General features: G+C 58.6%; 23 protein-coding genes and 1 pseudogene. 11 read left to right on the plus strand and 13 right to left on the minus strand.

The genetic code is table 11. From position 1 onward, the window contains the following. Positions 1-124: 124 nt before the first annotated feature. Genes NKH90_RS11335 through NKH90_RS11350 form a run of 4 tightly spaced genes read left to right on the plus strand, consistent with a single transcriptional unit; the run spans position 125 to position 5,627 of the window. Positions 125-883: a Tll0287-like domain-containing protein gene (locus tag NKH90_RS11335; RefSeq protein ID WP_352819395.1), complete on the plus strand. Its 759-nt coding sequence runs from the start codon at positions 125-127 to the stop codon at positions 881-883. Then, positions 880-3,672 (plus strand): ATP-binding response regulator, encoded by a 2,793-nt coding sequence (locus NKH90_RS11340; protein ID WP_352819397.1) that lies wholly within the window; start codon positions 880-882, stop codon positions 3,670-3,672. The genes NKH90_RS11335 and NKH90_RS11340 overlap by 4 nt, the downstream gene beginning before the upstream one ends. Then, positions 3,669-4,040 (plus strand): response regulator, encoded by a 372-nt coding sequence (locus tag NKH90_RS11345; RefSeq protein ID WP_352542692.1) that lies wholly within the window; start codon positions 3,669-3,671, stop codon positions 4,038-4,040. Before NKH90_RS11340 ends, NKH90_RS11345 begins: the two co-directional genes overlap by 4 nt. 24 nt (positions 4,041-4,064) lie before the next feature. Then, positions 4,065-5,627 carry an adenylate/guanylate cyclase domain-containing protein gene (locus NKH90_RS11350; protein ID WP_352819400.1) on the plus strand — a complete coding sequence of 521 codons (1,563 nt, stop codon included), beginning with the start codon at positions 4,065-4,067 and terminating at the stop codon, positions 5,625-5,627. Positions 5,628-6,073: 446 nt separating this feature from the next. On the opposite strand, the gene NKH90_RS11355 is transcribed toward NKH90_RS11350, so the two are convergent. The 13 genes from NKH90_RS11355 to NKH90_RS11415 form a co-directional block, all read right to left on the minus strand. Then, complete coding sequence (locus NKH90_RS11355; protein WP_352819402.1) at positions 6,074-6,466, minus strand: hypothetical protein; 393 nt, start codon at positions 6,464-6,466, stop codon at positions 6,074-6,076. 231 nt (positions 6,467-6,697) lie between these two features. Beyond that, positions 6,698-7,336 (minus strand): ribbon-helix-helix domain-containing protein, encoded by a 639-nt coding sequence (locus NKH90_RS11360; RefSeq protein WP_352819403.1) that lies wholly within the window; start codon positions 7,334-7,336, stop codon positions 6,698-6,700. After that, a complete protein-coding gene (locus NKH90_RS11365; RefSeq protein ID WP_352819405.1) occupies positions 7,333-7,635 on the minus strand; it encodes a beta-barrel domain-containing protein in 303 nt (100 codons plus the stop codon). The genes NKH90_RS11360 and NKH90_RS11365 overlap by 4 nt, the downstream gene beginning before the upstream one ends. Before the next feature lie 202 nt (positions 7,636-7,837). After that, the gene (locus NKH90_RS11370; protein WP_352819407.1) at positions 7,838-8,431 is read right to left on the minus strand and encodes a hypothetical protein; all 594 of its coding nucleotides are present in this window, start codon (positions 8,429-8,431) and stop codon (positions 7,838-7,840) included. Further along, entirely contained in the window at positions 8,428-9,018 is a 591-nt protein-coding gene (locus NKH90_RS11375; protein ID WP_352473004.1) for a L,D-transpeptidase, read from the minus strand. Before NKH90_RS11375 ends, NKH90_RS11370 begins: the two co-directional genes overlap by 4 nt. Further along, a complete protein-coding gene (locus NKH90_RS11380; protein ID WP_352542686.1) occupies positions 9,002-10,165 on the minus strand; it encodes a CpaE/TadZ family protein in 1,164 nt (387 codons plus the stop codon). The genes NKH90_RS11375 and NKH90_RS11380 overlap by 17 nt, the downstream gene beginning before the upstream one ends. Beyond that, positions 10,162-10,797 (minus strand): TadE/TadG family type IV pilus assembly protein, encoded by a 636-nt coding sequence (locus tag NKH90_RS11385; protein ID WP_352473002.1) that lies wholly within the window; start codon positions 10,795-10,797, stop codon positions 10,162-10,164. The genes NKH90_RS11380 and NKH90_RS11385 overlap by 4 nt, the downstream gene beginning before the upstream one ends. A gap of 2 nt (positions 10,798-10,799) precedes the next feature. Further along, positions 10,800-11,333: a TadE/TadG family type IV pilus assembly protein gene (locus NKH90_RS11390; RefSeq protein WP_352685437.1), complete on the minus strand. Its 534-nt coding sequence runs from the start codon at positions 11,331-11,333 to the stop codon at positions 10,800-10,802. Further along, positions 11,333-12,886, minus strand: coding sequence for a TadE/TadG family type IV pilus assembly protein (locus NKH90_RS11395; protein ID WP_352819409.1), 1,554 nt, complete (start codon positions 12,884-12,886; stop codon positions 11,333-11,335). Before NKH90_RS11395 ends, NKH90_RS11390 begins: the two co-directional genes overlap by 1 nt. Next, positions 12,883-13,149, minus strand: a complete 267-nt coding sequence (locus NKH90_RS11400) for a hypothetical protein (RefSeq protein ID WP_352542684.1) — start codon at positions 13,147-13,149, stop codon at positions 12,883-12,885. The genes NKH90_RS11395 and NKH90_RS11400 overlap by 4 nt, the downstream gene beginning before the upstream one ends. 10 nt (positions 13,150-13,159) lie before the next feature. Continuing rightward, positions 13,160-14,605 (minus strand): type II and III secretion system protein family protein, encoded by a 1,446-nt coding sequence (locus NKH90_RS11405; protein WP_352542683.1) that lies wholly within the window; start codon positions 14,603-14,605, stop codon positions 13,160-13,162. Positions 14,606-14,660: 55 nt separating this feature from the next. Beyond that, entirely contained in the window at positions 14,661-15,698 is a 1,038-nt protein-coding gene (gene cpaB / locus NKH90_RS11410; RefSeq protein ID WP_352819412.1) for a Flp pilus assembly protein CpaB, read from the minus strand. 83 nt (positions 15,699-15,781) lie between these two features. After that, positions 15,782-15,955 (minus strand): Flp family type IVb pilin, encoded by a 174-nt coding sequence (locus NKH90_RS11415; RefSeq protein ID WP_352472996.1) that lies wholly within the window; start codon positions 15,953-15,955, stop codon positions 15,782-15,784. 531 nt (positions 15,956-16,486) lie between these two features. Here NKH90_RS11415 and NKH90_RS11420 point away from each other — a divergent pair. The 7 genes and pseudogenes from NKH90_RS11420 to NKH90_RS11450 form a co-directional block, all read left to right on the plus strand. After that, positions 16,487-17,869 (plus strand): TadA family conjugal transfer-associated ATPase, encoded by a 1,383-nt coding sequence (locus tag NKH90_RS11420; protein WP_352819413.1) that lies wholly within the window; start codon positions 16,487-16,489, stop codon positions 17,867-17,869. Further along, a complete protein-coding gene (locus NKH90_RS11425) occupies positions 17,869-18,840 on the plus strand; it encodes a type II secretion system F family protein (RefSeq protein WP_352472993.1) in 972 nt (323 codons plus the stop codon). The genes NKH90_RS11420 and NKH90_RS11425 overlap by 1 nt, the downstream gene beginning before the upstream one ends. A 45-nt stretch (positions 18,841-18,885) precedes the next feature. Next, complete coding sequence (locus tag NKH90_RS11430; protein ID WP_502898822.1) at positions 18,886-19,803, plus strand: type II secretion system F family protein; 918 nt, start codon at positions 18,886-18,888, stop codon at positions 19,801-19,803. 54 nt (positions 19,804-19,857) lie between these two features. Beyond that, positions 19,858-20,409, plus strand: a complete 552-nt coding sequence (locus NKH90_RS11435; protein WP_352472992.1) for a tetratricopeptide repeat protein — start codon at positions 19,858-19,860, stop codon at positions 20,407-20,409. A gap of 9 nt (positions 20,410-20,418) precedes the next feature. Continuing rightward, positions 20,419-20,925 carry a prepilin peptidase gene (locus NKH90_RS11440; protein WP_352770969.1) on the plus strand — a complete coding sequence of 169 codons (507 nt, stop codon included), beginning with the start codon at positions 20,419-20,421 and terminating at the stop codon, positions 20,923-20,925. A gap of 147 nt (positions 20,926-21,072) precedes the next feature. Then, the gene (locus NKH90_RS11445) at positions 21,073-21,948 is read left to right on the plus strand and encodes an MBL fold metallo-hydrolase (RefSeq protein WP_352819415.1); all 876 of its coding nucleotides are present in this window, start codon (positions 21,073-21,075) and stop codon (positions 21,946-21,948) included. Positions 21,949-21,971: 23 nt separating this feature from the next. Next, a pseudogene (locus tag NKH90_RS11450) lies at positions 21,972-22,483 on the plus strand (IS630 family transposase); the annotation flags it as partial.

A 22,483-nucleotide genomic window follows, 5' to 3' on the forward strand; every position in this document is an offset into this window, starting at 1 on the left:
CAGGGACGCTTCGGAACAGATGGCGAATTTCGTTCCCTCCTTCCCTGAGCTTCGAAGTTTGTCGCTGCCTCCCCGGCTTTTATCGTGCTATGCTGCTAGTGGCCTTCCTGGAAGGGAAACGGAAATGTCCGGCATGTCAACGTTGACGCGGACTTTCATTGCCGCTGCTCTTGTCGGCTGCGCGCTCGTCGTGTCGTCTGCCATCGGAGCGGGAGTTACCGAGGATGTCGCGACGGGAACGCGACTCGCGGAATTGCTCCGTGCGGGGCGACGTATCATCTCGAACTACCAGACGCTCATCAATGATCCTGCTCTTGGCGACAAGCACCTCGACGGTGAGCGCATTACGAGAGAGGCCATCGCCGAATACTCAAAACACACCGGCAACGACCCGCTTTCCGGCGAATTGACCGAGCGCGACCGGCGTCTGCTTGAAGTCCAGATTGAGGCCATGCGAGAGGTGGTGGACGAACAGCAAGATAACATCAACCGCGCGGGAATCGCATTCAAGGGCTTCGTGCCAGCCGTGTTTGCGCGTCTGATGAATGACAAGTTCAGCGCCAAGGCCGGCAACGAAGCTCGGGTGCGCGTGACTGCGCCAGAGCAACTCGTGCGCAACCGCAAATCGCTTCCGGACGCCTGGGAAGCACAGATCATCGAGAGCGTCTTGCTGGATCCGCAGAGAGCGAAGGGAGCCTACACGGACGTCACAGAGGCGGATGGACGCCCGGCATTTCGAATGCTGCTGCCCGAATACTATACAGGCTCGTGTCTTTCCTGTCACGGCGAGCCCAAGGGCGAGATCGACGTGACAGGATATCCAAAGGAGGGCGGCAAAGCGGGCGATCTGGGAGGCGCGATCAGCATCGTCTTGTTCAAATGAGCGCTTTGGAACAATCACCGCACCAAGTGGAGGCCGTATCGGCGCCGGCGAGGCCACTTGCGCGTAGCTTCGCCAATCTACCGATTTCGGCCCGCATAGCTGCGCTGACAGCGGCCGGCCTTATCAGCCTCATCGTATCGTCCATCTTTCTCACGCAGGCACTTTATCGCAGTGCAGATCGAACCGCGGAGACCAAGGCATTTTTCGATGTCGCATCCACTGCGGCTGCGGCCCACGTAACATTCGGCGAATTGCGCTACTGGCTGACTGATTTGTCGGTTAGCTTGTTGATGAATTCCCAGCGCAATGCCGAGCAGGCGCGCGAGCGACTGCTGACACATCTGGACCGCCTTTCGAAATCATCACCGGATGCGGTCAGGGAAATCCGCGTTGAGATCGATTCCTATGTCAAAACGGCGTTACGAGCGGCAGACAGCTATACTCAAGACAACCGCATCATCGGCAACACTCTCCTCGCCGAGGCGCGCACCCACAGCGCAAATGTGGATGCCGCGCTAAACAAACTCGTCGAACGAGCGAGCGCCGAGGCAGAAGCCGCTCGCAACGAGGTCGTAACGGAAACCCAGAAAACGGCGACGACCGCTGCCGTGCTGGTGGCCATCGTGGTGATGATCGGGTCGCTTCTCACCATCCTTGTTCTTCGCTCGATCGTCGGCCCGTTGCGGCGCTTGAACCGGGTGATCGGAAATCTGACGGAAGGACGCTATGACGTCGAAATACAGGCAGAGGGAGGCGACGAGCTCGGCGCGATGGCGCGGACGCTTCGGCTTTTCCGGGCGAGCGCAATTGAAAAGCAAAGACTGGAAGATGAGGCGGAGCGGCAAAGACGGACGATCGCAGCGGCACTCGAGGCGATTTCTGACGGATTTGTCCTGTTCGATTCGGAGGACAAGGTCCTTCTTGCCAACAGCAAATACTGCGAAATCTTTCCCGGCAATGAGCGAGCTACTCTTCCTGGGCAAAGCCTTCAGGATATTCTGAAAGGACGCTTGGCGAGCGGGCACGTCGACCTTGAGGGCGCGTCGCCGGAGGAATGGATTGCGGAGAGGCTGCGCATCCAGAAGGATCCGGCAGGCTTCGTCCACGAGGGTCGCTTCGGAGAACGCTGGGTCCGCGTCAGCAAACGAAAGACCCCTGACGGCGGGACCGTCGCCGTTTACACCGACATCACGGAACTGAAGCAGAGAGAGGTCGAACTCGAGCGGGCCAAGAGCCATGCTGAAGCGGCAAATGAGGCCAAAAGCAGCTTCCTCGCGTCCATGAGCCACGAGCTACGCACTCCACTGAACGCGATCATTGGCTACAGCGAGATGCTGATCGAAGAGGCGAGTGACGAGCAAATGAACGAGTTCGTCCCAGATGTGGAAAAGATCGCCGGGGCCGGTCGCCATCTCCTCGCGCTCATCAACGACATCCTCGATCTGTCGAAGATCGAGGCAAATAAGATGGAAAATTTCCTGGAGACTTTCGACGTCGCCGACTTGTTGCGCGATGTCCAGGCCACAGTCGCGCCACTGATGGCGAAAAACAGAAACAGTTTCGTGCTGGACCTCGCGGGCGACCTTGGGAAAATGCATTCGGACCAGACGAAGTTGCGTCATAACCTCTTCAATCTACTCAGTAACGCGGCCAAGTTCACCGAAGTGGGCCGTGTAACGCTGGCGGTTCAACGCAACAGGACATCGGATGGAGACTGGCTAATATTCATAGTGTCGGACACCGGGATCGGGATGACGCCAGAGCAACAAGAACGGCTCTTTGACGCTTTTACGCAGGCAGACGCGTCCACCACTCGCAACTATGGCGGAACGGGATTGGGCCTTAGCATAACCCGGAGTTTCTGCCGAATGATCGGAGGCGTTGTAACGGTCAAGAGCGAGTTCGGAAAAGGCTCGACCTTCACAATGGAGATTCCAGCCGAGTGCAACGAGGAATCTAGCGAGCAGCGACCCGCCGAACCGCTGTCGTCCAGGCCGTCGGACAAGGCGGTTCTGATCATCGATGACGAACCTGCCGCCCGAACCCTTATCGCCAGGGCCTTGGCAGAGGTGGGACTGGCGTCGATCGAAGCAGCAAGCGGCGAGGAAGGAATAGCCGCTGCGCGAGCGCATCGCCCTGTCGCAATCGTTCTCGACATTATCATGCCGCATCAGGACGGCTGGTCAGTGCTGCGCTCGCTGAAGAGCGACAAGGAGCTCTGCGAGATTCCAGTAATCCTTGCGACGATACTTGCAGATCGCGAACTCGGCCTCTCACTCGGTGCGGTCGAATACCTGACGAAGCCGATCGACACGCGGAAGCTTGTTCGAACGATAGAGGCTTGCGGCAGTGGCAACCGCGATGTGCTTGTTATTGATGACGATCAAGCCTCGCGCGATTTCCTTCGGCGTATTCTGGTCAAGAAGGATTGGCGGGTTCACGAGGCAAGCGATGGCCTGCGCGGCCTCAAGCTGATGAAGCGGTTGTTGCCGCGTCTGGTCCTGCTTGATCTGCTGATGCCCGAAATGGACGGATTCGAGACCTTGAACGAGATGCAGCAGGTGCCCGAACTGCAGAACATTCCGGTCGTCGTCGTGACTTCCAAGGATTTGTCGGCGGACGAGCTCAAATGGCTTCGCGACAGGGCGGTCGCGGTTGTGACCAAGGGCGCAAACAGTCGGTCTCAGTTAGTCGAGGCCCTCGAGCGCCAGATATTCCCACTTGGATCGACAGGTGCCAGCATTGCCGATCCCGGAACCGCCCCCATGGCTGAAGGAAGCCGAGGATGACGAGGATCCTTCTCGTAGAAGACAACGAATTGAATCGCGACATGCTCTCGCGGCGGTTGTCGCGGCGTGGGTTCGAAGTCCTGATTGCGGAAAACGGACAGTCGGGCGTGGAACTCACCGTTTCGGAAAGGCCGGATCTCATCCTCATGGATATGAGCTTGCCGGTCATGGACGGGTGGGAGGCGACCCGGCGGATCAAGGCTGATCCGGCCACCTCCGGGATCCCGATCATTGCGCTTTCTGCGCACGCGATGGCCAGCGATCGCGAAATGGCGCTCGAGGCCGGCTGCGATGACTACGATAGCAAGCCGGTGGACCTGTCGCGACTTGTCCAGAAAATTGAACAATTGCTCGCCGGGGATCGATGAGGCCCAGGCCAACGGTTTGAAAACATGACTGCCAAGAACAAGTTCCAACGCCATGCGATCGCCGTCCATCTGGCACAGCAGCTCGCCGGACCGGCGCGGGCAATCTCAGGATTTCAGGAGTTGCTGACCGAACAGGTGCAGGATCTCGGTCTGGTCCACATGACACCGGATCTGGAGAAGGTCAGCGCCGCTGCTTGCGAATTGAATGGCCTGATCGACAGCTTGATCTATGGCAAAGCCGACAATCAGAACCGGGCAGGGGTCGAGATCGAGGCGAAACTGCGCCACGACTTGCGAACGCCGCTCAACGCGATCATCGGCTATTCCGAAATGATTCGTGAAGAAGCCGAAGAATTGCACGAATACGCGCTGGAAGAGGATGTCAGGGTGATGCTCGCCGCGGCGGCCGAGTTGTTGGCGCATGTCGATGCAATCGCCGGCCTCTCGCGCGCACCCGACAGCGAGGAACCGCGGACCACGGATCAGGCTGAGATCGATGCGGCAGGACTCGAACGGGCACTGATCAAGACGGAGCACCCCGTAAGCTCCGGCTGTGGCCGCATACTTGTCGTCGACGACATCAGCAGTAACCGCGGTCTCCTCTCCCGCCGCTTGCAACGTGACGGTCATCAGGTAGTCACTGCCGAGTCCGGTCTGTCAGCGCTGGCTCACCTTGCGGAACACGAGTTCGACCTGGTTCTGCTGGACCTCCTGATGCCGGACATGAACGGCATCGAGGTGCTCTCACGATTGAAAGCGGAGCGCCGATGGCGGCATATCCCTGTCATCATGATATCGGGGTTGGACGAAGTGGACGCAGTGGTCCGCTGCATCGAGGCGGGGGCCGACGACTACTTGCCTAAACCTTTCAATCCAGTCCTGCTGCGCGCCCGGATCAACTCGAGTTTGGAGAAGAAGCGTTGGCTTGACCGCGAGCACCAGTATCTTCAGCGCATCGAGGTGGAGAAGGGGCGGGCTGACTCGCTTCTTCATGCGATCCTGCCCGGTCAGATCGTGGCACGGCTGCATCGGGGCGAAGAGTTCATTGCCGACCGGTTCGATGAAGTGACCATTCTTTTTGCCGATATTGTCGGTTTCTCGAGCATAGCGGCAAGGTTGCCGCCGTCGGACCTGATCAAGCGCCTCGACAGGCTATTCGGCACGTTCGACGTCTTGGCGGAGAAGCATTCCGTCGAGAAAATCAAGACCATCGGAGACGCCTATATGGCTGCGAGCGGTGTTCCCGAACCGGCAGCTGACCATGCCGACAGGATCGTGGCACTCGGGAAATCCATGCTGGACGCGTTGAAGCCCTTAGCTTGGGGTAACGATAGCTTTCGGATCCGCATTGGCGTGCACACGGGACCGGTGATCGCGGGCCTGATCGGCCGGCATCGGTTCGTCTACGACCTCTGGGGCGAGACCGTGAATATTGCAAGCCGGCTCGAGTCCCAGGGCGTGGCCGACCGCATGCAAATCTCGGAGGCAACCAAGCAGGCCCTGCGCACCTCCTGGAAGCTCGAACCGCGCTGTAATCTAGAACTGGCAGGTGTCGGCAGGATCGAAACCTATCTCGTTCAACACTGATCGGAACAATGTCTGACTGCCCTTAGGGAAATTTCGCGAAGCGATGCTCTGGGTCGCAGGGATCGGCGGTGTGTGCTCGGACCGCCGGCGCTCCGCAGCGTGGCATCAAAAGCGGCCCCTGGCCAGTGCAATCACTAGGGTTAGCCCTGTGACGAGGGCTACATCGCCACACCTGCTACCCGAGATGAGATAGTGGGTTTGAGGAGCGCTACCGCCTTTCGGCTTCGGCTATTCCAACACGGCATGCGTTGACGGAAGGGAGAGTGTGAGTTTGAAGACGCAGACTTCTCAGTGGCACTCCGTCTGGCTTCAACCTGAAAATGTCTCAATCGATCAACGCTCAGCAGTGAGATTCGCGGCAAGTGGTCTCAAGACAGTCAACTGTCAGCGGCAAGCTGGGTCTCGAGATCGCCTTCTGAATTCGATATCAGGCGAGAGAACACTCGTTAGTCCGAATTGGCGGGCGCGGAGGAATACTGGTTTTTGCCTGTTGCCCTTGCTCGGCCCCGCCAATGCGATCCGTCGGGAAGTTTAGCCGATAATTCGCCTTGAGTCAGTGCGGCGACAAGTAGAGAGCAATCGAGTTCCTCAAGGAACGGAACCTTCAGGTCACTCTGAGCTGCCATCCGAAGCGATCTCAATCTTGCTGTCTTTTCGCTACGTTCGGCATGCTCAGCCTCGGCAATGACTTTCGCGGAGCGGATAAGCTTTCTATTTTCCAGCCAACACATGTGTTCGATCCTGCGAAATTTCTTCTTGGACCTTGCCGCAGCTTTTCCGCGCGGATTTGCGCGGCGATCAGCCCAGTTCGGATCCAATCCCGTTTTTCTGCTCGCCAAGCCTTCTCTGGCGCCAATACGTCGTCTTGCCCTCTCTCTTCGAGGTTGTCGCCCTTCATTGTAATGACTCCGGTTGATTGGTGATGGTGCCGCTCCCGCCAAACGGCGCGGGCCGTCGGCTGGCAATAGCGGTCGGGCCTAATCGAAGTCTCGCAGACAGTTCCTATTCGCGCTAAATGATACGAAAGATCTTCAGCCCGGATTGAGCCTCGCTCACCGGAGGCCGCAATTCTAGCTGTTGACGAACGCCATCAGCAATTCCGGTTCGGGTACGGGCGCCCGTACTACATTCAATTGACCTCGGTACCGCCGTTCGCCGGCCCCGATTACAAAGCCGCTGGCGATCGGTACTTCGCCGTTGGCGTCGAGTTGGGCAAAAATGTCGGCGACAGGGAGATCCAGCGCCAGCTTGAGATCTAGTCGTGCATCATTGTTTGGTCCGATCGGCAACTGACGCTTGACGAATTGCTGGAACGAAGCATTGAAAGTCAGGATCTTCTTCGATGACGCCAAGGCAAAAGCGGGCGAGGGGCAGGCAAGCAATATGGCATTGATCGTCCTGATCGATGCAAGCTTCCGCAGGGCCATGTTTTCATCCGTCAGCCCGTGTATGCAAGCCACCCGAATCGCCGATGTCAGGTTACCAGTCTTGGTCGGGCTGTCGGCGATCTCCTCGATCAGCATGCCGATTGTGCATTTCCTACTTTCAGCCATCTGCTTCAGAGATATCCAGAAAGCCTTTTCCAGACGAATGCCGCGGCGTATGCCGCCACGCGCGACGACCCGGAATTCCAGCCCGAAATCCTCTTTTGTGATCGTTAGAAGCAGCCGATCACGATTGATGGGAGGAGAGGTGGCGCTAGCGCTCACTCATGGTCTCCTGACGCGCCTTGTTGATCGGCTTTAAAAGGTAACTCAGAATCGCCTTGCGTCTTGATGTCTACTGAGCACATTATGCCCGGGATGGTTGAATAAGTCTCGCCATCCCTCGCGAGCGTCGATTTGTCCGCCGCGACACGAACCTGGTAAAAGGCTCCCCCGTTTTTCTGATCGACCAAACTGTCGGCGATCATGCTAGAGACCTTGCCTTCGATGCCGCCGAAGATCGAGAAGTCATAAGTGGTGACCTTTATCAGCGCCTCGCGGTGGTCGGGACGAATAGACGACATCGCGTAGCGAGACCCACACTTCGATCAGCAAGGTTTCGTGGGTTGGCACGATGTCAGCCACGAGCAGCAGGCTGGACGAAGGCACCGACGTCCACCCGACAAAAACGACGAAAAGCGCTCCCAGAACGAATATGGACGCCGACGCTCAAAGCGGCGGACGATCTTCTCTGGCAAGCATTCTCCACGCCCCCTTACCCCGCTTCTAATCGATCTTGCGGTAATAGACCTTGCCGTCAGGCTGCTCTATGCGCCGGTAGGAGGAGCTTGGGGCAGGGGGCACCGCTGCTGCGATCTTCCTTTTGGGCGGGCGTGGTGCTTCGACGATACTGCGTTCGGTCGCTTCTTCACCACCGAGATCGCTGACCGGCTCCGCCGTGGCGCTGGTCGTCTCAACAAAAGGCTCCGCCACGGTAGAAACGTCGTCGTTGACCAGCGGCAAGTTCTGTTCTATCCGAGCAATGCTGCCGTTGATCTGGCTGAAGCTACCCTGCAGTTGATTGTCCAGTTTTTCGAACCGGCTTTGAAAGCCGTTATTGACCATGTCGAGCCGGGCCGCAATCCGTTGCTCGAACGATCCGAGCTGTTCCAGCCTCCCTTCGACAGAGCGCAGGTCGTTGATGCCGCGGAAGAGATAGACCGCGGCTATTAAATTTGCGGCTGTGATCAGCAAGGTGCCTGCAGCAACAACCCCGATCATCCTGGCATTGCTCGGTTTCCCAGCGACAGCTTGCTCTATAGCTTGGGTCGCCGGCCCAATGCCGATCGCCGGCATGTCCGGGTCGCTAATCATCGTCATTGGACCACCACCTTTGCACCGACCGAGACGCGCCTGAAAAGATCGATCACATCGGTGTTGGTAAGACGAAAGCATCCCGATGTGCCGTCGAAGCCAACGCCTGAAGGGTCGTTGGTGCCGTGTATGCGATAAAGCGTGTCGTGCCCGTCTCGGGATAAGTAGAGCGCCCGTGCGCCGAGCGGATTGTAGGGACCGGCCGGCACCATCTCCGGCAGCTCCGGCTGGCGCGCGCGCATTTCTCTCGGTGGGCGCCATTCCGGCCATTCGGTCTTCGCCCCCACTTCCACGGTGCCGGTCCAGCCAAATCCGTCACGCCCGACGCTGATTTGATAGCGCAGCGCCTCACCCTCTCGGGTCACAAGATAGAGCGCCTTCTCCTGCTTGCGGATAATGATCGTGCCCGGCTGTTCCGCGGTTTGGAAAAAAACGAACTTGCGCAGGCTGGGGCCCATGGCTGGCAGCGGCGGCTGGTCCGATAGCCCGGATCGGGCATGGGCGCAGTCCCAGGACGATGCCGCCAATGCCAGGCCCATGATGCAGGCGCCCGCAAGCGTTGGAACGAAGCGATATCTACCGGGCAGTGTCATCGAGCCGCTCTTTGAACATCCGCTTCAGATCCTTGTTGAAGCGTGCCCGCCCGTCCACTTCGGAAGGCATGATGGCTCGGTTCAGCGCATCGGTCAGCAGCGCATTGTCCAAGGCAACCGATTTGATGTGCGGTGCCTTGAATATCTTTTCGAGTTCGCCGCGCGAAAAGTGATTGCCGAACCATTTGCTCTTGTGCTTGTTGGCGACCAGCGTGATGTTCACCGAATTGCCGCGCAAATCGCGGATCTTCTTGTAGAGCCGCTTGCCCTGCCGCAGCGAGGCGACGTTGAGCTCGAACACGATGAAGATCGCGTCGCTCGTGGAAAGCACAGGATTCTGCCAGGGAGTTTCGATGTTGGGCAGGTCGATGACGATGTCATCGAAGCGATAGGCGACGAGGTCCAGCAGCCGGAACACGAAATCTGCGCCCTGCGGCTCGAATGGCAGTTGCGGCCTTTCGAAGGCGTACAGCGTCAGGCCGGACGGGCGCGAGAGCTTGATGACATCCATCAGTTCGACATCGAGCCGTTCCGGCTGGCCGATGATGCCGGCAAGGTCGAACTGGTTGAAGAGGTTGAGATAGGCGCCACAATTGGCGCTTTGGAAATCGAGGTCGACGAGGCAGGTCGAAGCTGCACGTTCGGTGGATTTCGAGGCCAGGAACTCCGCCGCTGATAAAGCGAGCGTCGTAGCGCCGGCGCCGCCGCTAGCGCCGATAAAGGTGATGATGCGGCTCTTGGTGCCCTGGTTGCCGGTGTCGTGGAAGGTGACCGCGTTCAGAAGCTCCTTGGCATCAAGTGGTTTGTGCAGCCAGTCCGAGGCGTTCATTCGCACCAGGATGCGCGTCTGTTCAGAGGTCAGTTCGTCGGAAACCGCAATCAGCGGCACGGCCGCCCACAGGGCGCGCCCTTCGATAATGCCAGGCTTGCCAAGCAGCTCGCCATTGGCAAGGTCGAGGATTACGATGCCCGGCCGCGTGTCGGGGGTCGGGCCTTTGAGAAAATCATCCGTTTCGGAAATCCGGACGTCATAGATCGCCAGCGCATCGAGCCGCGTCGCCACGTCATGCTTGAACTGCGAATCAGACGAGAACAGGGCGACCTGCTTTCGTTTGGTTGGGAGAACCTTCGTGTTGATGGCGTTCATGGTGATGTGCTCTTCAGGTCTTCGCCCGTAACCGTGCTTAGCATGGACGGCATGGTGAGGTTCGCAAAGCCCATCAGCCCTTGCAGAAAGAAGAACTGAAAGGTCACGTTTTGAAGACTTACGGTGATTGTTGGCACCGGTCCGCCCAGCCGGGTCTGATAGCTCAAGCCAGTGGCGCTGTAGGTGACCACCACGTTATCGCGGCGCAAGCGCGGAAAGAAATGGCACATCCCGGGCCGTTGATTTGCTGCGAGTGGGGGACAGGCATCATCGTTGGTGTTTGCCGTGTCCCCGCGGAAGATACGGCTGAAGTTGGCGGCATTGAATGTGCCGCCGTTGGTGCAAGCTCCTGTGCCAGCAGTATATCTGCAGACGAAGGGGCCATATGCCGCGGCAACGACTGGCGCACCCGGCGTCGTCGTCGGCGCCGCAGTTGCAAGGGCCGTCGCAATTGGGTCTGAAATCGAGGCCAGCCGGGCGCCGAGTTGGACCGCCTTGGTAGCAGCGTTCCATTGGTAGAAGGCGTGACCGAAATCGATGAAACCGAGGACAAGGGCAAACAGCAGCGTCGAAACGATGGTCATTTCGACCATCGCCGCGCCGTCGTCCGAATCCGCAAAACGCTTGAACATGGTCAGAACCGGATCAGCCGCTCCTCGTGAGAGCCGTTCAACGTGATCGGGCCGATGCCGATGATCGATAGCATGCCGACCCCGCCGTACGCCAAGGTACCCGCAGCCCTGACGATACAGACCTGCGCGGTGGTTGATCGATATTGCGCGACGCCGGCAACCACAGCGTCATGGCAGGAACCGGAGGCGGCGATTGTCACCGTCACATTCGATTTCTGCCAGCCGCTGACGCGTGCACTGCCTGTTCCCGCGGCATTGCCGAACACAGCGATGTTTGCAGCGATGTCGGCGCAGTTGATCGCCGCAAGCCCCGCTTGTGTATACAATTGGCTGTTGCAGCGCGCGGCGAAGCGGCTTGCATCTGAAAGTCCGGCCTCCATCAAGAGTTTTTCGTGAATCAGATTGCCGAACTCGAACACGCCACCCGCCAAAATCAGCATCAGCGGCGTGATCAGCGTCATTTCGATGAGCACTGCACCGCGTTGATCGCATCGAAATCTATCGAGATGACGCAATAGCATTCCAATCATCGCCATCACCGGTAAAGCTGAGCTTCGTCGCGGAGGAAATTGTCTAGCGTGCCCTGGCCGCCACCCCCAGTAACGTCTACCAATTCAACCATCACGGATGCGTCTTCCGATGGCGACGCAACCGGTTCAGTCAGTAAAAAGCTTCCAAAAGCTTCCACCGGCAGATCCGTGCTGTGGCCGGACAGATCGCTGCCGGCAGCTTGGAGTGCATTGCAGTTCAGGATCGCACCGTAAATCAACCGACGGTCAACCGTCGTGACAGGGGGTTGGCAAGCTGCCGACGGGGTTCCGATCTCTCCACCAGTCGACGCCATGCCTACCAACCCGGCCGATATCTCGTAACGGTAGACCTGATAGCGCGTCGGCTTGGTCGTATTCCATGAAGATGGGTAGGCAGCGGAACCAAAGTTGGTGCTCCAGTAACCAGAGAAATTCCAATTTCCATCGCCCATTCGGCCGCCGAGGTATGGAGTGGTCGCGTCGCGTGGAAGGCCCATTGTTCCAGCTTGGGTGAATGAAAGTTGATTCATGGAAGGACATTGGTTTGCGCTTCCTCGGGTCTTGATTGCCCCTTTGCGGACGTTCGCGGCTGGACCGTATTCAGCACTATTGAAATGGTTGCCGCTGGCTGCAATGCCGAAACGAACATTGAAGGCGTCTTGCACTGGGCCGGCGTTCTGGCCAGTTTTCGTGCTAACGTTGGCGGAACTGTAGCAACCAATCGGCCTTGATGTTGCAATCGTCTGAGCGAGGGCTTGAGCACCGTTCCCCACACCGGCCGGAGGTTCGAGGAAGCCGAAGTTACCAGGGCCAGCGGCAGCCCCATTTCCGACCTTCCTCAGTTCGATCAGTCGACGATGTACAGCCGGGTTGGAGACGGCCTGCTCAAGTGTGAATCCGCCCGCTGCATTCGTGCCGTTCACCGTCTCGTAAGGGTTGCACATAAAAACCGGCGTGAAATCGCACACGCCGGAAGTGAAGCCCGCCACAGCGACTGCGCCGACATTGAAATTGTTGCTGGCGCTGGATGACAAGAAGGAAGCCGGGAAGATTGCAGCAAACCCGACCGGGGCTACAGTGACTTCAACAAAACGGGCAAGTTTGGCGTCATTCAGCTCGTCGGTGATCACATTGGCCGGCACAATCGGGAGATTGTCGGTGGCCGGCAATGAGCGAAGATATCGGCGGGTCACTCCGGCGGAAGCGAGCGTTTGAGGAGGGCCGGCGGTCGAGAAGGTGTATCGATTGCGTACCAGCGTGGCGATCGCCCTATCAGCACGGCTGATGGAGTCCGACGTCCCATCCAGCTCAGCCGCGCCTGCCAGGGCAAACGCATCAGCCCCCTTCTGCAGATCGTTATGCAGATTGTTGAGCCGGCTCATGTCGATCACCAGCAGAGAAAATCCGATGATCGCCGGCAGCATGACGCTTACCAGTATCAGCGCTATTCCCCTCTGATCGTGCCAGAACGCGCGAATAATACGCAGCATGGCCTTGCTCTTTTTGCTCCTGGACGCCAGGATTCCTTGTTTACCTGACGCGCTGATCCTTCTGTTCAATCCGCCGTGTCTTGCGGCGTCCCGACATTGACCGTGATGGCCGGCGGCGGCGGTGGTGGCGGTGGGAACTTGTAACTCTGGGCAAGAGCAGCAGCGCGCGCGCCATCCCCTTCAATAGCGGTCTTTTTCGACGCCGGATTGAGCGGATCGACTGTCTGCAGAAGCGAATTGTATTTCTGGGTGTCGCCTGCGGCCAGTGTCACCGTGTCGTAGCGGTTTAGATAGTCGGCGCAGCCCGTCAGCCCGCTGGCACACAAAAGCATGATCAACATCCTATTTCTTGACATAGATCATTTTGTCCTTGGATTTCAGGTCGAGCATGTGGCCATAGGGGCCGACGACGCCTTCGCCCAGTTCATATTTGCGCACCATGTCCTTGGTTACTTCCAGTTGGCCGAGCACGAAAAATTCCGGGTCGTTGGCCGGCCGTGTCTTGTCGAATGGGGTCGCCAGTTGCTCGCCGGGTTTCACCGGGCGCACGATGTGCGGGGTGACGATGACGACCAGTTCGGTCTCTTCCTTCTGATTGCTTGAATTGTGGAACAGCGCGCCGACGATCGGCACTTGGCCCAGCCATGGCACCTGCCTCTGGATTTTGGTATTCTTGCTGGACAAGAGCCCGCCGACGGCGAAACTCTGGCCGTCGCGCAACTCGACGACGGTCGCCAGCTTGCGGGTGGTGAAGATCGGGTCGCCAGCCGGCGTGAAGCCGTTCAGGTCGCTTACCTCCGGCGCTAGCTTGATATGGATCTTGTCGTCGTTGAGCACGATCGGCGTGAACTGCAGATTCACGCCGAACTGCTTGTACACAATGTTGATCTGGCCGTCGCTGTCGAGGCTGCGGATGGGCACTTCACCGCCGGCGTTGAAGCTGGCCGGCTCGCCGGAAAGCGTGGTGAGATTGGGCTCGGCCAACATGCGCACGACACCCTTTGCCTCAAGCGCCTCGATGATCAGATCGACCTTGATGTTGCTGTCGATGACGCGAGTGATCAGCGCCGCGAACGGATTGGTGTTCGAGAGCAGGCCAGTGAGCAGACCGCCCGGTCCGAGCACAACGTTATCTTCATCGACGGCGGCAATGCCCGTTCCAGTTCGGGTCGTTCCGCTGTTGTTCGTGCTCCTGATCGACACACCAAGGTCGCGACCGGCATTGCGCTTGGCCTCGAGCACGCGCACTTCCAGATTCACTTGCTGGCTGTCATCAACGGTAACGGCATTGATAATCGCGTCGGGACCGTATTGCTGGGCCACTTCCAGGATCGACGCCAGCGTCGCGCCGTCTTTCACATGCCCGCCGAGCCGGACCTTGCCATTGACCGAGCCGATATCGATCCGCGATCTGGGCGCTACCTGCCGAATTGCCTGCGCCATATCGTTGACGTCGACGCCGACCTCGATCTGGATTACGCCAAGCGAGCGCTTGTCTTCGGAAAAGAGATTGACGGTTGTGGTACCGGCGCCCTTGGCAATGACGTAGAGCGTCTTGTCCGTCATCGGCTGGGCATCTGCGATCTTCTCGTCGGCGACGACGATATCGCCAAGAGTGGCATTCACCTCAATCGTCAGCGATTGCGACATGGGCAGGAAGACACGATGGACCTTGGGGTTCGACACGTCGATACGGCGATCGGCTGCCGTAGCCTCAAGGCCGATCGGCAGTAATATCACCGAACAGGCCAGCGCGGCGGCTGCCAGTGTTTCCCGGACCGTTCGCATCTACATTCCCCCCTTTGGCGGCTCTTCGGACGCTCTTTATCTCAACATACCAGAGTTATCTTTGTCGCGGTACGTCATATTTTTCGAGCTTCACGCCCCGAAAAACGCCGATAGTCGCACGGGCTGACGGCTCCGGCTGCACATATTTGATCACTTCCTTAACGACCTCTTGCGCTTCGGGTGCCGAGGTCACGGCCGGAGCAGGCTTTGCTTTGCTCAAGTCGTCGAGCCGGTTTCCGACCTGTTCGACGGCCCGAGTCAGGCCATTGATCTTGTCGTCCGCGCGCTTGCGCTCGGCTGCCGCAGCAGCATCGGCCGTCGCCTGCCTGGCGAGTTCGGCCTGCCTGGCTGCGACATCGGCCGGCGTTTCGCCGGTCAGGTCTGAAAGCGTGATGCGTTGGGTGATCTCGTCCTTGCCGGCGGCTGCCTGGCGAAGCGCCAGCGACAACTGGCCGGCGCCGGCGGCCAGCGTCAGCTTCTGGGCGTCCTTGATGCTAGCCTCGACGGTCACCGATTTCACCACCGTCGGGCTGTCCGTGCTTTCATCGGCGACCTGGTCGACGGCGAGTACCTTCATGCTCTGCAACAGCACGTCGACGAAACTCTGGTCCGCACCTCCAGGATTGTGCACGGTGCGCGTCAGGAGCACATCGACCCGATCCCCTGGGAAAACGAATCCTGCGACGCCGAGCACATCGTTGACTCTGATGGAAACAGCTTTCATGCCTTCGCCGAGCACCGCCGAAAGCGTGGCGCGCTGGCCGGGGCCGGTAATCTTGGTGGCGAGAACGGGTTCATTAGCGCCGATCGCCTGCAGCGCCTGCTTTGTGCCTTCGCCAGCGAGTAGATCTTTTGTCGTCTTGAAGGCACCGGCCGGAACCGCGCCCGCCGGCCATGTGATTTCACGCAGCTTGTCGGCCGACAGCGTGTCGCCGAATTTCAAAGATACGGCCGCCACCACGACGGTATCGCGCGGCACGTCCGTCTTCGCCATAGCGCTGCGTTGGCTGGTCAGCCAGATATTGGCGAGAACCACTGCGAGCACGCCGAATACGCCGGCGAGAACGATCATGATGACAGTGTTTGCACGCACTTTCTTTTCCCGCCAGACTCCGTTCACCCACCACCTGGATCGACGCCGGGGACCTCCCCGGCGTCGATGATAGGACTAAGCTATCACGGCAACAACGCGTAAAGCCCCGTCCATTGGGTGCTGACCCAGCCACCGACAAGAATGATCGTGGCGATCACCGCCACGGTGATGATGCCGAGCAGGATGGTATATTCGACCATGGCGGCGCCGTGTTCGTCGTCGCGGAACTGCCGGGTCATCGTCATGAGCTTTTTCATGCCAATTTCTCCCTTTGGAGGTTCAAACCCTGACGAGACGAGCCAAGGATGAAATCGCATACCTGAGCATCCTCCGTCGACCTAATCCTAGGGGCCGATAAAAAGCAGAGTCAAATATGTTAGTGGTTCTTTAACTTATTTATACCTGTGCTATGCCTGAAATGGTAATATCGTTTCGAGGTCTCTCTGCAGCAAGACGTTGATTCTGCCTGCTTTTCGCCCGTCTTTAACCATCCGTTCACAATTTCGCCGCGTCTGTGGCAGAAGCGAGGCGATATTAGCAGATAGGCATATGCCATTATATCCAAGGGCTTGCCAGAGCCCGTAAGGGCCATCGTGGCCAAAAAGACGCAGGGCGATGTTTTGGCAGGCCCTTGTATATTTACGGTCGGACGCCTCGTTCGAATAGATGAGATGTTTTTTCGACCTGGATGTTAAATATGCACGAAGTATTGAGTTCGGGAACGTGCTCGGTGCCTGCTGTCTTGCGGGGGTATTCCCCCCAAGGCGTGTCCAAAGGGGTAGCGCAAAATGCTGGGCCGATTCACGAAAGGGCCAAGCGAGTCGCGGGTCGAGCCGAAGCTTGATCCGATCGTGCCGGCAGTCCCCGTACTGTCCCGTTCTGCGGAATTCGAATCGCCGGGGGATGATTTCCTTACGCTCAAGGTCGAGCTCCACCGCCACTTGATTGATCGCTTCAACCTGACGGCCCTTGAAAGTGCGTCCAAGGAGGAAATCCTGAACGAGATCCGCCCCATCGTGCGGGAATTCGTTCGTGCTCGCAACGTGCCGCTTAACGCCCGCGAACTTGACCAATTGACCAGCGACACCGCTGACGAGATGCTCGGGCTGGGTCCGATCGAGCCTTTGCTCAAGGATGATTCGATTTCCGATATTCTGATCAACACCCACAAGCGAGTCTTCATCGAGCGGCGTGGAGTCATAGAGGAGACGGCGATCCGCTTTCGCGATGAAGCCCATCTGCTACGTGTCATCAACAAGATCGTCTCGGCTATCGGCCGGCGTGTCGATGAATCGGCGCCAATGGTCGATGCGCGGCTGGAAGATGGGTCGCGAGTCAATATAGCTGTGCGGCCGATCTCGGTGGATGGCCCGCTGGTCTCGATTCGCAAGTTCTCCAAGAACCCCTATTCGCTCGAACGTCTGATGGCGTTTAATTCGATCCGGCAACCGATGGTCGACCTGTTGCGCATTGCCGTGCAGGCCCGCAAGTCGATCCTGGTTTCGGGCGGCACAGGCAGCGGCAAGACGACCCTGCTCAATGCCCTGTCGAGCTACATCCCAGCCAGGGAGCGCCTGATCACCATTGAGGACGCAGCGGAACTGCAACTGCAGCAGCCGCATGTGGGCCGTCTCGAGACGCGTCCGCCCAATGTTGAGGGAAAGGGCGAAGTTCGCCAGCGCGAATTGCTAAAAAATGCGCTTCGCATGCGGCCGGATCGCATCATCGTCGGCGAGGTGCGAGGCGAGGAAGCCTTCGACATGCTGCAGGCTATGAACACCGGCCATGAAGGTTCAATGACCACCATTCATGCCAACACGCCCCGAGATGCGATATCGCGATTGGAACAGATGGTCGGTATGGCCGGCATGCCGATGAGCCACGATTCAATACGGGCTCAGATTGCCTCGGCCATCGACATCATTGTGCAGACGCAACGGCTTTCCGATGGTGGAAGGCGGGTTGTTTCCATATCAGAACTCACCGGTATGGAAGGCAATGTCGTACAGGTTCAGGAACTTTACCATTTCGTCCGCCGCGATGTGACTGCCGAGGGCCAGATCGTTGGTGAATTTCGGGCGACCGGCATTCGTCCGCGCTTTGCCCAGGAAGCGGCGACCCTTGGCCATCAGTTCGCCAAGGACGCGTTCAACCCACAGGTCCCCCTCTAATGTTGACCGGCCAGACATTGCTCTACTTCATCTATGTACTGGCGGCTGCGTCGCTCATCCTCGCGGCCGAGGCTCTGTATGTGACTTACTCCAAGCGGCGCTCAACGGTCAGCACGATCAACCGTCGACTGAAGCGGCTCGCCGACGACGCTCCGGCCGAACAGACCTTGCAGCGATTGCTGCAAGAACGCGGGCTTACCAGCTCGGGCGACTTTCTTTTCAATGCGGTTGGCCTGAACAGGCTGTACACGCAATCCGGCGTTACCGGAAATCCGCTGTCGTTCGTCGCGACATTTGCTCTCGGTGGACTGGCCCTGGCACTGGTATTTGCGTTCCTGCTGCACTTCTCCGCCGTGGCTTCGTTTATCATCTTTCTGCTCATCGTATTCCTCCTGCCGTTTCTGGTTCTCCGCCGCGCGCGCGCCAGGCGAATCCAGAAATTCGCCAAGCAATTGCCGGATGCCCTTGAGATGATCGTGCGTTCGCTGCGTGCCGGTCATCCGACTTCCGTGGCTATAAGCCTTGTCGCACGAGAAATGCCTGATCCGCTGGGCACCGAATTCGGCATTGTTTCCGACGAGATCACCTTTGGCCTCAGCCTTGAAAACGCGGTGCGAAAACTCTCGCAGCGCGTCGGTTTCGAAGGTCTGCATTTGCTGTCGGTGTCGCTGTCGATTCAGGCCAAGACCGGCGGCAACCTTACCGAAATTCTGTCGAATCTCTCAGTGGTGCTGCGCGAAAGGCAGAAACTCAGGTTGAAGATTAGGGCGCTCTCTGCCGAGGGGCGAATGTCCGCGTGGATCATTTCCCTGTTTCCTCTTTTGATGCTCGCCATCCTCACGGGCCTAGCCCCCAGCTACTACGGTGATGTATGGGGCAGCCCGTTGATCATGCCGGTGTTCTTGGTTTTCGGGTTCTGGGCGCTGCTCGGCGACTTCATCATGTACCGTATGGTCAATTTCGATTTTTGAGCGATCGGAGCTATAGAAGTTGTGACCCAGGATCTGAGCCTTCTGGTGTCCATCGCCGTCTTCCTGGCGGCCGTAGCGCTGTTTCTGGTGGGCGCGCTCGTCGTCTTGCCGGCGCTGCAGACGAGGAAACTGGTTGCGCAAAGCCTGCTGGCAGAGGGCATTCCCAACCGCCGCTCGCTTTTGGGCCAGGAAGAACTGGCCAAGATTTCAGCACAGCGGCCGGTCGACGCCTATTTCAGATCGATCGAAAAGGAACGTGACGAGCCCAGCGCGCTGGACGCAAAACTCTTTCGCGCCGGCTTCTATCAGTCAAGCGCGCCATTGATCTATACTCTGTCACGCCTTGGCGCGGTCTGTCTTGGCTTTTCCGTGACGTATGCGCTCCTGTCGCGGATGTTGCCACCCGAACTTCCCGGTCTTGTCGCCTTTGCAGGCTCTGCCCTGCTTGGGCTGGGATGCATCGTGATTCCGAGCATCGCTCTTGATCGGTTCGAAAAGGGACAAAAACAGATATACCGTCGCGGCTTTCCGGATTTCATGGACATGATGATCACCTGTGCCGATGCCGGCATGAGCCTCGAAGCGGCTGTCGAGCGTGTCGGCAGCGAACTGGCTGGCACCCATAGATGGCTCGGCATCCAACTCGCAATCATGAATCTTCAGTTGCGCGCGGGCAAGCCGTTGCGCGAGGCCCTGCGCGAATTATCCGACCGCGTTGGACTGGAGGAGGCGCGCGCGCTGGCTGTGCTGTTCCGTCAATCGGAAGAGCTCGGTACCAGTTTGACGGACGCCTTGCGCGTCTACAGCGACGAAATGCGGGGACAAAGAATTCTCTTCGCCGAGGAACGCGCCAATGCTTTGCCTGTCAAGATGATGATACCGCTGGGGCTATGCATCTTTCCTGTTGTGATGATGGTCGTGATGCTTCCGGTGATCATTCGAATGAAGGGCATTTTCTTCTAGACAGGGATGTGCTTTGGTCAGGGGACGGGATCGGCAAGATCCCTGGGGGATAAAATGAAAAGGCCAATGTGCCTCGTTGCCGCTGCCAGTTTGCTGGTTGTCGTGCTTTCCGGTTGTCAGTCGACTGCGACGGACCCAACGGGGGTCGTCCGCACTAACGAGCCGGCGAAAGTGGAGCTTACTGCCTTCGGCGACGCCTTCGACGGACTGAAGACGGTCAGCGACGTCGAATATTATGCCTCCGACCAAGCCGTTGCCGAAGCCAAGAACCAGTTCCGCTCGGAAAATTATGGCAATGCGGGCGCCCTGTTCTACAAGGCGACGCAACTCGCCCCCAACGACGGTGCCGCATGGCTGGGCCTCGCCGCCTGCAGCGACCGCATCCACCGCTTCGATCTCGCCGACAGGGCCTATGGCCAGGCCTTCCGGCTCATTGGGCCAACGCCCGAATATTACAACAATGTCGGCTATTCCTATCTGCTGCGCGGCAAGCTGCAGGACGCGCGCAGTAATTTCCTCAAAGCATACGAACTGGCTCCCAATGACCCGACCGTCGGCAACAATTTGCGACTCCTGTCGTCCAGCGTGAAGAATCTCGAACGGTAAGGCGCTAGCATGTTGCTTGCCGGAGCGCTGCTGATGAAGGGGCTAGCGGTTCCTTTGCTGGCAAGGATTGCATGGCTCGACTTCACGACCCAAAAAATATCTAACCGTGACGTGCTGCTGCTTTTGTGTCTTGGGCTGGGTTCGCTGCAGGTTATGTCGATCCTCAGCGGGTCGTGGTGGGACATGGGCCTGAGCGCGGTTGCCGGCCTACTGCTGTTCGTGGCGCTTTTCTTGTTGTGGGCCATGCGCAAGGTCGGCGCTGGCGATGTCAAACTGATGGCGGTGGTTTCGTTTCTAATCGGCGGCGGCGGGCTCCTGGTGTTTTCCGTGCTGTTGCTGGTCTTCGCCTTTGCGACCGCGTTAGTCGTGAAGAATCCCTTGATGCTGCCCGAAGGGGCCTTCCGCGTCTACGTTCAGCATCTGGACCGCAAAGGCGTCGTCCCCTTCGGCGTGCCGATCTCGATCGCTGCTATCTGCACGCTGGCGCTACAGATCTATGGCAACGCACGGTTCTAGTGGTTAAGATCTAACGATTGGTACCCGATCGTAAGCGCGGCCACATCGCGAGCGCCTCCGTCTTCCTATCGGAAGAAAGGTCTGACGCCATCTTGCCGCAAATGTTATATCTAGCGATCCGTCCTCGATCGAAGAAGGATCGCATCAATGGACGATTGGAGAATCGGGAATATCTGGGTAACCAGAATTCTGGAGATGTGCGACCCTCTGCGGACGCCGTCGGAATGGTTCCCCGACTGCACCGACGAAGCACTCGAACCGCATCTTCATTGGCTCACGCCCCGATTGATATCGCCGGCAACCGGCCGGCTTATTCTTCCCATCCAGAGTTTTCTGGTTCGTACCGGCCACCACACCATTCTGGTCGACAGTTGCGTCGGCAACGACAAGACGTGCGCATACTTCCGGCATTGGCATCGCCGCAATGACGGCACCTTTTTGGCGCGCCTGGCGAATGCAGGTGTTGCTCCCGAGCAGATCGACTATGTGCTGTGCACCCATCTTCATATCGACCATTGCGGCTGGAACACACGATTGGTGGACGGGCGTTGGACACCGACATTCCCGAACGCCCGCTACATCATGGCGCGGCGCGAGTTCGAGGCCGCACAGGCCGCCTCCGGCGATGCCGACGAACGGACCTATGAGGACAATGTGCTGCCAATCGTCGAGGCTGGTCGGGCTGTGCTTGTCGATATGGATTATGAACTCGATGGCGAAGTGTGGCTGGAGCCGACGCCGGGCCACACCCCGGGGCACGTAGCCATCGGCCTGAGATCTCGAGGCGTAGGGGCAGTGTTTTCCGGCGATCTCATGCATTGGCCGATGCAATGCATATACCCCGACTGGAGCTTTCGTTACGACACGGACCCTGACCAGGCACGTCGGACGCGGTGGGCATTCCTGGAGGCTTGCTCGGACAATAGACGTATCGTCATGACATCGCATTTTCCCTTGCCGTCGGTGGGAACTATCTCGCGACGCCAGTCATCATTCTGGTTCGAGGATCATCAGCCGCCGTAATCGCCGAGGACGCCGACCACGCGCTCGGACCCGAGGTGGCCGAGCGCGTGGTGGCGCTGACGCTTGTCAATCTGCCGGACGAGACGACGCACTGGACCGCCGACATGATGGCGCAAGCGGCTGGCATCAGCGCAAGCGCTGTGCGTCGCATCTGGAAGGCGCACGGGCTGCAGCCCAACCGCTGGCGCCAGTTCAAGCTCTCCAACTATCCCCAGTTCGTCAACAAGCTGCGCGACGTCGTCGGCCTCTATGTCGATCCGCCGGCTCACGCAATCGTGCTGTCGGTCGACGAGAAGAGCCAGATCCAGGCGCTCGACCGCACCGGTGGCTCAACGCGGTCGAGGGTTTCTTCGCCAAGTTGTCGAAGCGTCGCCTCAAGCGCGGCGTCTTCCATTCCGTTCTCGACCTCCAAGCGGCAATCAACCGCTTCGTAGAGCACAACCAGCAACCCCAACCCTTCTCTTGGATCGCCGACCCCGACAAGATCATTGCCGCCGTCAAACGCGGGCACCAAGTGTTAGATTCCATCCACTAG

The organism is Mesorhizobium sp. M0898 (assembly GCF_040319695.1).
Lineage (GTDB): Bacteria > Pseudomonadota > Alphaproteobacteria > Rhizobiales > Rhizobiaceae > Mesorhizobium.